Source organism: Novipirellula aureliae (genome assembly GCF_007860185.1).
GTDB lineage: Bacteria > Planctomycetota > Planctomycetia > Pirellulales > Pirellulaceae > Novipirellula_A > Novipirellula_A aureliae.
In genome coordinates, this window is the sequence record NZ_SJPY01000002.1 from 505,268 (window position 1) to 517,194 (window position 11,927).

Annotated in this window: 11 protein-coding genes; 3 read left to right on the forward strand and 8 right to left on the reverse strand. The window is 51.6% G+C overall.

Going from position 1 to position 11,927, the window contains the following annotated elements; genetic code table 11:
• Positions 1 to 44: 44 nt before the first annotated feature.
• On the forward strand, positions 45 to 2,090 hold the full coding sequence (locus Q31b_RS07695; RefSeq protein ID WP_146599094.1) for a thioredoxin domain-containing protein: 2,046 nt from the start codon (positions 45 to 47) through the stop codon (positions 2,088 to 2,090).
• A gap of 455 nt (positions 2,091 to 2,545) precedes the next feature.
• Here Q31b_RS07695 and Q31b_RS07700 read toward each other — a convergent pair whose 3' ends face one another.
• The gene (locus Q31b_RS07700; protein ID WP_146599095.1) at positions 2,546 to 2,950 is read right to left on the reverse strand and encodes an RNA recognition motif domain-containing protein; all 405 of its coding nucleotides are present in this window, start codon (positions 2,948 to 2,950) and stop codon (positions 2,546 to 2,548) included.
• Between the two features lie 303 nt (positions 2,951 to 3,253).
• Between Q31b_RS07700 and Q31b_RS07705 the strand changes: the two genes are divergently transcribed.
• Entirely contained in the window at positions 3,254 to 3,772 is a 519-nt protein-coding gene (locus Q31b_RS07705; RefSeq protein WP_146599096.1) for a zinc ribbon domain-containing protein, read from the forward strand.
• A gap of 24 nt (positions 3,773 to 3,796) precedes the next feature.
• Entirely contained in the window at positions 3,797 to 4,618 is an 822-nt protein-coding gene (locus Q31b_RS07710; RefSeq protein WP_146599097.1) for a biotin--[acetyl-CoA-carboxylase] ligase, read from the forward strand.
• A 151-nt stretch (positions 4,619 to 4,769) separates the two neighbouring features.
• Here Q31b_RS07710 and hisF read toward each other — a convergent pair whose 3' ends face one another.
• The 7 genes from hisF to Q31b_RS07745 all read right to left on the reverse strand — a co-directional run bounded on the left by hisF (position 4,770) and on the right by Q31b_RS07745 (position 11,778).
• Entirely contained in the window at positions 4,770 to 5,558 is a 789-nt protein-coding gene (hisF, locus tag Q31b_RS07715) for an imidazole glycerol phosphate synthase subunit HisF (RefSeq protein ID WP_146599098.1), read from the reverse strand.
• Between the two features lie 37 nt (positions 5,559 to 5,595).
• The gene (locus Q31b_RS07720; RefSeq protein ID WP_197171127.1) at positions 5,596 to 6,663 is read right to left on the reverse strand and encodes a fructosamine kinase family protein; all 1,068 of its coding nucleotides are present in this window, start codon (positions 6,661 to 6,663) and stop codon (positions 5,596 to 5,598) included.
• Positions 6,664 to 6,772: 109 nt separating this feature from the next.
• Positions 6,773 to 7,018, reverse strand: coding sequence for a hypothetical protein (locus tag Q31b_RS07725; protein WP_146599100.1), 246 nt, complete (start codon positions 7,016 to 7,018; stop codon positions 6,773 to 6,775).
• A gap of 542 nt (positions 7,019 to 7,560) precedes the next feature.
• Entirely contained in the window at positions 7,561 to 8,391 is an 831-nt protein-coding gene (locus tag Q31b_RS07730) for a site-2 protease family protein (RefSeq protein WP_146599101.1), read from the reverse strand.
• A 140-nt stretch (positions 8,392 to 8,531) separates the two neighbouring features.
• Positions 8,532 to 9,365 (reverse strand): hypothetical protein, encoded by an 834-nt coding sequence (locus tag Q31b_RS07735; protein ID WP_146599102.1) that lies wholly within the window; start codon positions 9,363 to 9,365, stop codon positions 8,532 to 8,534.
• Positions 9,366 to 9,503: 138 nt separating this feature from the next.
• On the reverse strand, positions 9,504 to 11,237 hold the full coding sequence (locus Q31b_RS07740; protein ID WP_146599103.1) for a DEAD/DEAH box helicase: 1,734 nt from the start codon (positions 11,235 to 11,237) through the stop codon (positions 9,504 to 9,506).
• Positions 11,238 to 11,241: 4 nt separating this feature from the next.
• Entirely contained in the window at positions 11,242 to 11,778 is a 537-nt protein-coding gene (locus Q31b_RS07745; protein WP_146599104.1) for a hypothetical protein, read from the reverse strand.
• Positions 11,779 to 11,927 lie beyond the last annotated feature (149 nt).

The window sequence follows — 11,927 nt, forward strand, 5'->3', positions numbered from 1 at the left end:
GCCTCAAGGCTTTCCTCCAACCATCCACTAACCAAGCCTGCCTTATGAACCACTTGGCTGATTCATTAAGCCCCTACCTACTCCAGCATAAAAATAATCCTGTCGAGTGGTATCCCTGGGGCAACGCGGCTTTCGAGAAAGCTCGGGAAACCGACCGACCGATCTTTTTGTCGGTCGGCTACGCAGCTTGTCACTGGTGCCATGTGATGGAGCACGAAAGCTTTGAGAACGAGTCGATCGCGAAGTATCTCAACGAGCATTTCATTTCGATAAAAGTCGATCGCGAAGAACGTCCCGATATCGATCAGATCTACATGAATGCGGTCCAACTGATGACGGGCCGTGGCGGGTGGCCGATGAGTGTCTTTTTAGATCACCAAATGCGACCGTTTTATGCTGGAACGTACTGGCCACCGACTCAGCGAAGTGGGATGCCTGGCTTTGTCGATGTCATTAGTGCACTGGCGGAGGCGTGGAAGAATCGCCGCAGTGATGTCGAAGAGCATTCCGCAAAGATTACCGAATCGCTTCAAGTGTTAGCACTCGGGACCGAGATGGAACCAGAGTCGATTGCCGATGAAGCGGTGATCACCAACTCCACCTCTCGTCTGCTGCAAGTTCTCGATCGTCAAGATGGCGGATTCGGCGCAGCCCCGAAATTCCCACACGCAACCGACATCAATCTACTGCTCACGCGCGCCGTCACGACGGGTGAGAAAGAACTTGCCGATGCCGCGGAATTGACGCTCGACAGAATGGCGGGCGGCGGAATCCGAGACCATATCGGGGGCGGCTTCGCGCGCTACAGCGTTGACAGCAAATGGCTGGTTCCTCACTTCGAAAAAATGCTCTATGACAATGCACTGCTGGCCGTTCAATACGTCAGAGCTTTCCAGGTAACCGGAAACAGACGCCATGCCGATGTCGCCTGCGAGATTCTCGATTATCTCGACCGCGAAATGACGGATCCGGCTGGTGGGTTTCACTGTAGCGAAGACGCCGATAGCGAAGGGGTCGAAGGCAAGTACTATGTCTGGACGCCAGATGAGGTGAAGAAGATCCTCGGAGAGGAAGCAGGCGAACGGTTTTGTAAGGTCTACGACATTTCCGAAGAAGGAAATTTCGAAGGTAACAATATCGCCAACTTACCGCGCTCGTTCGAAAGCTATGCAGAAGAATTCGCGATGCCCGATCTGGATATTCAGTTGGCGAGAAATCGCGAGAAGCTTCGTATCGAGCGTGACAAACGAGTGCATCCGGGGCGAGACGACAAGATTCTGACGGCCTGGAACTCTCTGGCAATCTCCGCGTTCGCAGTCGCTGGCGGCGTTCTCGATCGGCCTGATTATATTGAAATTGCAACGCGGGCTACAAAGTTCACCTTCGATCAAATGGTCACGGACGACGGTAATTTGTTGCACGCATTTCGTCAAGGTAAATCGCACCTTGCCGCGTTTTTGGATGATTACGCATTCACAATCGAGGCGCTCGTGTCGCTCTTCGAAGCGAACGGGCAAGCTCGATACATCGATCGGGCGGTTCAGTTGGCCGATACAATGATCAAACGATTCAAAGACGAAGAGCTGGGCGGCTTTTTCTATACGTCCAACGATTCCGAAACGCTAATCACACGGACGAAGGATTGGCACGATGGTAGCCTGGTGAGCGGCAATGCCTCCGCAGTGATGGCACTGCTGAAATTGTCTCGACTGTGCAATCGAGAAGATTATCGAATTGCCGCAGAGCAGACGCTGAGACTAGCGAACGATATTTTGCAAACTCAATCGGCTGCCTGCGCGGCCCTGGTAGTGGCCCTCGATCGCTACCGAAACGATGCAGAGCAAATCGTGGTGGCCGTTCCTGACCAAGAAGCGATGAAAAACGTTCGAGCGGATCTTTTAAAGAACTTCCATCCGCATGCGACACTCTCCTGGGTGATTGGCGATGCGTTTGATTCAGAACCAGTCGTGGCATTGAATGAGGATCGCAGCGTGATCGATGCGGCTCCGACGGTGTACCGCTGCAAGCATTTCACCTGCGACGCGCCTGTGACCGGCAAAGCGGCCATACAATGGCTCGGAGAGTTCTAAGTAGGCGAGTCTCTCCGAGACTCGCACCCCTCAGCGTCTAAGTAGGCGAGTCTCTCCGAGACTCGCACCCCTCAGCGTCTTGTGCGGTTCAGCGTCTTGTGTGGTTCAGCGTCTTGTGTGATTCAGCGTCTTGTGCGGTTCAGCGTCTTGTGCGGTTCAGCGTCTTGTGCGGTTCAGCGTCTCGGAGAGACGCTGCTACTGCGCCTCGGTGAAACGGCTTGTTTTGCCGAGGTTTATTTTTGAACGTCAGATTGTCGATGTACCTAAAAACATTCTTTTTGCTCTGCGATCCCTGAATAACCTTCCTTGCTGTACTTGGGATTGATGAATCCACCCAGGGATTCTTCGGTGGAGCCACGAAAAAAGGGAAGCCAGTAAAACCGGCTTCCCTTTCTTCATATGTACGTCAAACCGCTAGCAGTTTGCAGCGTTGTGAAGTCAACCTGTGACTCGGCTTAGTAGCGATCACCACGACCGCCGCCGCCACCACCACCGTAGCCGCCGCGACCACCGCCGCCGCCACCACCGTAGCCGCCACGACCACCGCCACCGCCGCCGCCGTAGCCACCGCCACGTCCGCCACGACCACCGCCGCCGCCGCCACCACGATCTTCGCGGGGGCGGGCTTCGTTGACCGTCAAATTACGACCCTCGTGCTCGACTTCATTTAAACCAGTGATCGCGGCCTGTGCCTCCGCGTCGCTGCCCATCTCGACAAAGCCAAAGCCTTTGCTTCGACCACTATCACGATCCGAAATCACTTGCGCACTTTCAACCGTGCCAAACTGAGCAAATAGTTGCTCCAAATCCGAACTTGAAACGCTAAAGCTCAAGTTTCCACAATACAGTTTCCTGCCCAACGCATAACTCCTGTGCAAGGATGGACGACCCGCGTTCTTTCGTTGCGGGCAAAAATTGATGATGCCCCAGATGGATACTTACCAAATGGGGAGGGAGGGAAGCGGCGCGAGCCGGCCAGAAACCCCAGCGACGGATGCACAATCGACCAACCAAGCCCGTAAGTTAACCGAAAAAATGCTCGCTGAATAGGCACTCCCACAGAATTGCGGGGAAAGATTTCACCTGGAAAAGTGTTTTCTTGTTCACTGCGAGGATTCGTTCGGCCACGCTTAGCTCGACTTCAAACAGCAGAGGGACCAAGAGTGCACTTTCACCCACCAACTGAAGTTTATCACCCTCGGTACGAGGACGCACTCGCTACGATCCGCGACAACCAGGCTATCGCCCAAACGGCTCACCCTGTCGAAACAGCGGATTCAGGCGATAGGTGTGATCGTCCGGCTAACAAACGCGATAACGAAGTCCGGTTCTTATCTCATCCCCCTAATCTTACAATCGATGAGAGCGGAATCGCCGCAGTGTCGCCGCCCGACAAAGCAAAGGAAACTCATTCATTGACAAACGACGATTTTTTTCAATGCCCCCATTGTGGCGGCGACGTACAAGAATACGCCAAGGCGTGTCCTCACTGTGGAAGCAGCGATTCGGACGGCTGGGCTGACGAAACGGACTCCTTCAGCGACGATGATGACGATTTCGACTACGATCAGTTTATCCAAGATGAGTTTGCCGACGACTCGGTTGTCACTTCGAAGTTAAAAACTTGGCAAATTGCCGTGATCGTGCTCGTCCTGCTATCGTTCGTACTATTGGTTTTTTGAAATTCGTTGGAACAGGGTTTTCTCATGCTCGATACGGTTGGAAAAGTTGACGCGTCTGTCTTGGCGGTTATCGAAGAACTGATCGACCAATGCGTTTTAGGGTCCGCTTTGGCATGCGAGACCTCGCTATCGACCAACTCGGATGCATTGTCGCAGCTCCGTGAGCAGAAATTTGGTGACGGAATGTTGCCCCGGCTCTATTTCGCAGACGTGCAAACGGGCGGACGCGGTCGCCAAGGAAACCATTGGGTTAGCCCAAACGATGCGCTAACGTTCTCGCTCGTCCTCGCTCAAGATTCGATCAACGAGCCGACGGCGAGGCTGCTATCGCTTGCGGTCGGCGTGGCAACGGCTCGTGCGATCGAGTTCGTTTACGCTCCCGTCAAATGCCGATTAAAATGGCCAAACGACGTCTACGTGGCGGGTGGGAAAGTGGCTGGGATACTCATTGAAACCAGTCAAGCGTTTACCGATCGCATCGTGATTGGCATTGGTGTGAATGTGATCGAATCACCAACGCTCGAATCACCCGACACGACCGCCATGCCGCAATCGTTGTTCGCAGCCACAGGCCGTCGACTATCACGTCACGAAGTTCTCGAGGTGATCATCCGAGAGCTCGTTGCGGTATGCGAAGAACGACTGGAGGCCCCTCAAAGTATCCTGCACCAATTCCGCGAACGCTGCATGTTGACCGGAAACCAGATCTCTTTCTTAGAGTCTGGACGCGAAAGCCAGGGCCTATGCCGAGGCATTTCCGATAATGGTTCGCTCATGATCCAAACCCCAGCCGGACTGCGGTACTGCGACAGTGGGGCGATCCGGCTGGTACGGCTTCGCGGCTAAGGGAGAGACGCCTAAAGTCGAAACGTAACTTTTGCGTTTCGCTTTGCGGTGCAGAGGCACGAGACGACAGAAGTTTCGACCGATCACCTGCCGTCCCTTCAAAAGACCGTTTCGAAACGTACCCTTCGGGTTATGAAAAGCAGGCGGCACATCACGCCGATGGCTGGTTGGACGACAAGCGAACGGCTATCCCAGCTTCTTGCATGACGCGTTTTGTTTCTTCGATGGTGTATTGACCGAAATGGAAAATGCTGGCCGCTAGAACCGCGTCGGCTTTCCCTATTTTGATGGCATCGACCAAGTGTTTCGGGCCACCCGCTCCACCACTGGCGACGACCGGAATCGATACCGCATCACTTACCGCCGCCGTGATCGGCAAGTCATAACCGTCGCAGGTACCATCGGCGTCCATACTTGTTAAAACGATTTCGCCGGCACCTAAATCCTCGACTCGCCGAGCCCACTCAACAGCCTCGAGTCCCGTTGGCGTCCTTCCACCATTGATATGGACCTCCCAAAATTCTTTGCCGTCGCGATCGACTCGCTTGGGATCGATATTGACGACGATACATTGACTGCCGAATCGGTCTGCGGCCTTTCGAATAAACTGGGGATCCTTGCAAGCGGTCGAATTGATAGAAACTTTGTCGCAGCCCGCTGACAACAATGCGCGGACATCGTCGATGCCTCGGATGCCTCCGCCGACCGTTAGCGGCATGAACACCTCCTCGGCAGTCCGTCGGACAACATCGAGAATAATATCGCGATCTTCGTGGCTGGCGGTAATATCCAAAAAGACAAGTTCATCCGCTCCCTCCGACTCGTATCGCTTGGCGACTTCGACCGGATCGCCCGCATCGCGCAGATTGATAAAATTTGTGCCTTTGACAACACGTCCATTGTGGACATCTAAACAGGGTATCACTCGAGCTGCGAGCATGGGAAAACCTTTCTTATGACGGAAGGCGAAGAACACTTTATAAAACGCCAGCTAACTCCGATGCTAGACGGCGACATTGACCGGCGTAACCACGACCAAACATGTTCATGTGGTTGAGCAAGTGATACAAAACATAGACGTTTGTTCGTCGTTGCCAACCATCGGACATCCAATCATCACTCGGCCAGGTTTGCTGATAAGCGATATAGAACGATTCTGGACACGATCCGAACAGCTTGATCATGCCGAATTCCGCTTCGTGACAACCGTGGTAAACCGCCGGATCAATGAAAACAACCTCGCCATCTCGACCACAAAGGTAGTTGCCGCTCCATAAATCGCCATGCAAAAGCGAGGTCTCACCCCGCCGCCCTTCCAGCAGCCGATCGAGACCGCGCAGAATCGTTTCACAATCTTGTTTCAAGCTCGCATCCGCCAAGTTTTGATCGACGGCCCAGCGAAGTTGGAAACCGATTCGATTTTCAGCAACAAAGTCGATCCAATTTTCGGTATTTCGCGTATTGATCTGCCTGGTCGTACCAAGAAAGTTGTCTTCCGAGAAACCAATTCGCGTACCCGCGGTCGCACGGTGCATTTTCGCTAACGATGCACCAAAGCGAGAATAGAACTCGTTCGCCGACAAGCCATCCGACGTGAAATCGCTTGAACAAACCCATTCGGTAACCAGCCAGGAGGACTGCTGCGAAACGCCGATCGCAATCGGTTGTGGTATTTTGATCCAATCAGAATGGGCCAAAGCGATCAAGCCGTTGTGTTCGCATTGGAAATTGGGCAAAAATCCAGGCTTGTTTCTCTTTAGGAAAACCGTTGCTGGGATCGACTTTTTGCCAGACGTTTTATTGCCAGACATCGAACAGGAATGTGGGTCGATTTCGACCCGCATTGCCTGGCTAATACAACCACCTCCAAGCGACGCAGTGCGTACGACGACAAGCGAGGGATCAAGAAGCTCTCGGAGTGCTAATTGGACCGTTTGTTTCATCTGCCTTAGGAAGTCGATGGTGAACGTTGTTGGTGGGGACGCAGCCTGAGGTGGCCAAACGCTTGGTGAATAGGACAACCGTCGCTTGCACGGATCATGCATGTCTTTCGGCGCCGCCCACCAATGCATAAAAAAAGCCGCATCAGAGAAGACTCTGATACAGCTTTTTCGACATTTTGATTTTAAATCGTTGGTAAAACGATCTTTGAGATTAACGACGCTTCTTAGCGGCTTTTTTCTTGGTTGCCTTTTTCTTAGTCGCTTTTTTCTTGGTCGCTTGCTTTTTGGTCGCTTTCTTAGCAACCTTTTTCTTGGTTGCTTTCTTGGTTGCTTTCTTGGCAGCCTTCTTCTTAACTACCTTCTTAGCAGCCTTCTTCTTCGTTACCTTCTTTGCAGCCTTCTTCTTTACTGCTGCCTTCTTCGTAACCTTCTTCTTCGTTGCTTTCTTCTTGGCCATGTTATTCCTCCGCTAAAACGGAAACGATGGCGAGTCATTGTGACTTTCAAAATTCAAATTGAAGTTCCAAAGTCACCGGCCACGGCTCACCAAATCGTTACAATGGAAGTTGAATCTCAAAGCTTGTTGATATCCTTCAACATGGCTTTTGCTTTCAACCGTTAGAAACTTTGGGTAACTTTACGCGCTTCTCAGAATTTCGCAACATGTTTTCGCATAAAAAGTGCTTGCATTTCAAATTTTTTTTCGTTATGCCCCCTCGGTTCTCGTCTTTGATTGGGACCTCATCCATCATCGAAGCCCCATCTCAAGCCTTGAAATTTCATGCTTGATGTCGCGAGTGTTTATCTCGTTTCAAGTCGATGACATTCAACATTTTTCATCCATCAAACAACTTGCAGTTCACGGTCGTGGACGATCACTTCGTGTAACTCAACTTGCGATTTCGCAAGCCAATCCAACGTTGCATCAATGGACAACGGATGAAGAAAAACACGGGAAATTACGAAACAAATGAATGCAAACACGGGACCGTCGCTGACTCAATAACGCCAATTCGCGTTCTGTTGAATCATTTGGTAACTCGAAAATGCTAACGACAAAAACAAGATACCAAGGAACACTTGTCCGTTCCTAAAACCGTATAGAGCAAGGAGGCCAGCCGTGATGACACTGACCCACAAAGCTTGCTCGCGACGACCACCACCCATGACCACAAGTGAGTTCATGATGCGGCCACCATCAAGAGGCCAAACAGGAACTAAATTTAATAGACTCCACAGGACACTTGGGAAAATATAAAACAAAACCAGGGCAAACAAACCCGGACTTCGAATCGATTCACCATCCATCACGCCGGGGATATTTGTAAAGCCGAGTGGCACCATCGCATCCAAATAACCAAGTGCAATGACTTGAAGGCCCATTAATTTTAAAGCTAGGATTAACAAACCTGCGGATGCGAATTGCGCAAGGGGGCCGGCAAGCGCAATCCAAAGGTCTTCTTTTTCACGAAGCTGTGCAAACGATTTTCCTGGCCTGAAAGAACTTGTCGGTATCGCTAAACCACCGAAGTGATAGAGCACGATCGAAGCTTGAATTCGGTGTTGCCGAAACGCAAATGCATGCCCCAGTTCGTGTATTAGAATTGACACAAACATACATGCCATCCAAAGGATCAAAAGAGGCAGTCGACCAGGCGTACCTGCACGAAACATCTCACCGGGGTTTTGGATAAAGAGAAGATCAAGCCCATTGACGAGCGACCAACCAAAAATGACGGCGCCTAGCCAAAAAGTCCACGCCACGCGGACGGGAAAGCCAAAGATATTGAAACGAAGGTCGTATTGGGTCTCAGGAGGTTCTTGAAGCATCGTTTTTCAAAAGACTTGGTAAGTGTAAGGGTTAGATCGCTCGTCATCAGGCGGCAGGGCCGCAACCGAAATCATCAAACGCCGCGATTACGGATACAGTTTACCAAGCGATCACGTTTTCGCAGCCATTTGCTGTACCATTAATCGCTGTTCAAGACGAATCCGGTTTGAGCGAGTTTTTCAACGTGACTTTGCCAGTCGATTTTGTAGGGGTCGCCGATCGGTCGTTCTCCATCGTTTAGTCCGATCGAGATTTGGCGAATTCGATCGTGTCGAACCTGCTTATCGACCAACGGCATGTCCCGATCACGTGACGACAATGCCTCCTCTTCGGCCATCTTCCGTTCCGCTTTCCATACCAATGCGATTCGGTGCAGAGCGACAATGCGGAACCAATGCCATGGTTTTTCAACTTGAACATGGTTTAGGCAAAAATCCCAATCGCCAAATCGCTGCAAATCGTCAGGGCGAACGAGGAAACAACGGATACACTTTTTTCGTACCACTTGACGATCTTCGCAGGTCATCACGAACAGCCACGTTTCGCGTTTGAACGGTGTCGTCGAAACCAATCCGGCGATATGCCCCATCGCATCATTGAGAACCTCGAAACCGAGCGTTCCTTCCGTATTGAGAATCGGATTGTCGAGCGATGTCGCGTCCGCAGTTGCTTTTAAGTACTCGCGAACCGCGATGTTGTCGTAGAGGTCATGTAGTGTCGTTTTCGGAGCGATATTGCGAAACAACAACATGCAATCACCCGCTTGCTCGGGCAATTCCCACAAGCGATGCATTTGAAAAATAAAATCGTCCGAATCTCCCGATTGAGCCTTGGCAATCGCATTGAGTCGGCGACGAAACACCAAGAACCAACTGGCCGCAAACCCAGCCAGAAACCCCAAAGCTTTGCCGATCAATTCAGGCAGCAAACGATCCCACTGTAAATTCGACAGCCATTCAATTGGGTTCATCATGTTGGTACTTTCATAAGGACGTTTCGCATGGGAACGGGCATTTCTTTCCCGGCATCAATGAGTGTTTCGGCCAGAACCGTTCCGTATAGTAGATTATCCCATGCTGGAACTTTACTTCCTACGCGTTGCTGGCGTTCCCTACGCAACTTTCTTGCCACCTGGTGCTCGCAAATCGAACAACCCAAAAATTTCTTCGCGACTCAATCCAGTCTTACTGACCGGGGTCGTTTGATCGCAAAACAATGCGTCGAAGATCTCGCGTTTGTGCTCCAAGACATCTGCGATCCGTTGTTCGATCGTGTTGGTTGCCAACATGCGTGTGACCGTCACAGCGCCTGCTGCACCAATTCGATGAGCTCGATTGATTGCTTGATCTTCAATTGCCGGATTCCACCAGCGATCAAACAAGAACACGTACTCGCAGAACTGTAAATTCAAACCGACACTGCCAGCACCGTAGCTCATTAAGATAACATGACTGTCGGGATCATTCTTGAATTTTTCGATTACCCCTTCGCGCTTTTTATGTGGAATGCGACCGTGGTATTCGGTCGGTCCAAAACGCTCGAGCGCAGGACGCATTTGGTCGATACTGTTGACCCATTGGCTAAACACGATCGCTTTTTTACCGCTCGCGGCGACCTCTTCCATGTCAGCGACCAATCGCTCTAATTTCGAACTGCTTCCAGTAACGGGATCAAAGTTGCAAATCTGCTTCAACCGCAACACCAACTCAAAGACGTGTTGGATCGTCAACATCTCATCAAGCTCCTTGAGCTGGATGACGCCTTCGGATTCCGCCGATTCGTAGGTGGCCCATTGATCGGGTGTCAAATCGAGTTCAGCATCGCGATACAACTTGGGCGGCATATCGTCGAGTACCATGTCTTTGGTGCGCCGCAAGATGTACTCGCGTGCGGCAGCAGCCATTTGTGGCATCGGCATCCCAATTTGCAGATAACCGGGTGACAAGAAGTCGAAAATACCGACCAAATCATCGGGCGAGTTCTCGACAGGCGTTCCGGTCAATGCCCAAGACCTAGTACGCGGAATCGCTCGTACAATTTCGCTCGTCGTACTGTTTCGATTCTTGATCCGCTGGGCTTCATCGAGCGTGACCAAATCGAAATGCAAACCGCTGTCGAGCACAATATCCTTGTCGCGCATCAGCAGTTCATAGTTCGCGATTTTGACGGGCACATTGGGTGACTTCCACTCGAATTCGCGTTTCGATGCGTTGCCTTCGATCGCAGCGACAGGAATTTCGGGTGCCCAAACTTGAAATTCGCGAATCCAGTTTGAAACAAGCGGTTTGGGACAAACCAATAGTACGCTTCGTACTTCGCCGCTACAAAGCAGCAACCGAATCGTACTGATCGCCTGCATCGTTTTGCCCAGTCCCATCTCGTCGGCTAAAACGCAAGCGTAGCGTGGGAACATGAACGCAATTCCGTCAAGCTGATACGCAAACGGCTCAAACGGGAAATTCAATTGGCCGCTACCAACAAGCAAATCAAGCGGCGGCTGCAATAGGTAATAAAGCCGGTCCTGGAGCTTAACGACGTCACTCGGCGGTTTGATACGATGCCGGTTTTTCGGCCGCCGGTTTTTTGGTGGTTGGCTTTTAGGGCAGGTTTCTTCCGCAATTTTGATCGCCGCGTCTTCGTCAGACGTTTCGGCAGCTGGCAGCGCCGGAGGCGTCCAACACGCCGCTTCAGGAAACAAGAAGCCGGTAACACGAGTTTTCAGCGGAGAAACGCGGATCGGCAACGAACGTAATTCGATCGAGTCCAGTTTGATCTCGTAGGTGTCGGCGGGAATCAAGTCATTTCGTTGCCATGACGCGGACTCATCGATCTGAACGTTAAACATTGCGTTAGCTGGCCCGTGCGATTTGTGATTGTGCTTCCTTGATCGCTTCCTTAATCCTCTCGAACGGCTCAATGGCATCGACCAAATCGACAAATCGGCTGGCGACGTCCTCAACCACCGAAGCATGTTCGAGCGGTACATGCAATGTCGCATTGACGAGTTTCACGACCGATGCACCGACCAACATGTCACCCGTAATCGGCCCCTCTTCCATCTCGGCCGCTTCACTGACCAAAGCGACCGGAACCCCGCCCGCGGTGCTGCTTAAGGTCAACGATTCGGGTTGGTCGCAGCACACCAATGCGATCGGTGTCCGGCATTTCTTGATCAGCATCGGGCCGATCACCTCACCAATCAAATGATCCCGTAGCGTGGTGCCATATAGAATCTCATGAGCACGCGATGGGCGTACCGGCAGCGTGCATTGAAACTCGACAGGGCGTCCGCCCCGATTGAGCACCAATAATCCTCCAGTCCACCCGGTTCGCTCGTCATAGACGACAGTGAAGTAGGCAATTGTCAATTCGGTCGTTTGGGCCATTCAGCGTGCAGTCACGGGAAGGTTGCGAAATGATGGCAAAATTAAAAAACGCCCGCAAATGTGGCGACTTTCAACTATTAAGACTCTTCGGCATTCCGGTTATGACGACTTTAGCAATCAATCCGGCTAATAGGAGAGTGCTGTTTTGA

Excerpts from the sequence above, each read along its gene's own strand:
- Q31b_RS07695 (WP_146599094.1), top strand. The coding sequence starts at position 45 with ATGAACCACTTGGCTGATTCATTAAGCCCCTACCTACTCCAGCATAAA.
- Q31b_RS07710 (WP_146599097.1), top strand. The coding sequence starts at position 3,797 with ATGCTCGATACGGTTGGAAAAGTTGACGCGTCTGTCTTGGCGGTTATC.
- hisF (WP_146599098.1), bottom strand. The coding sequence starts at position 5,558 with ATGCTCGCAGCTCGAGTGATACCCTGTTTAGATGTCCACAATGGACGT.
- Q31b_RS07720 (WP_197171127.1), bottom strand. The coding sequence starts at position 6,663 with ATGCATGATCCGTGCAAGCGACGGTTGTCCTATTCACCAAGCGTTTGG.
- Q31b_RS07725 (WP_146599100.1), bottom strand. The coding sequence starts at position 7,018 with ATGGCCAAGAAGAAAGCAACGAAGAAGAAGGTTACGAAGAAGGCAGCA.
- Q31b_RS07730 (WP_146599101.1), bottom strand. The coding sequence starts at position 8,391 with ATGCTTCAAGAACCTCCTGAGACCCAATACGACCTTCGTTTCAATATC.
- Q31b_RS07735 (WP_146599102.1), bottom strand. The coding sequence starts at position 9,365 with ATGATGAACCCAATTGAATGGCTGTCGAATTTACAGTGGGATCGTTTG.
- Q31b_RS07740 (WP_146599103.1), bottom strand. The coding sequence starts at position 11,237 with ATGTTTAACGTTCAGATCGATGAGTCCGCGTCATGGCAACGAAATGAC.
- Q31b_RS07745 (WP_146599104.1), bottom strand. The coding sequence starts at position 11,778 with ATGGCCCAAACGACCGAATTGACAATTGCCTACTTCACTGTCGTCTAT.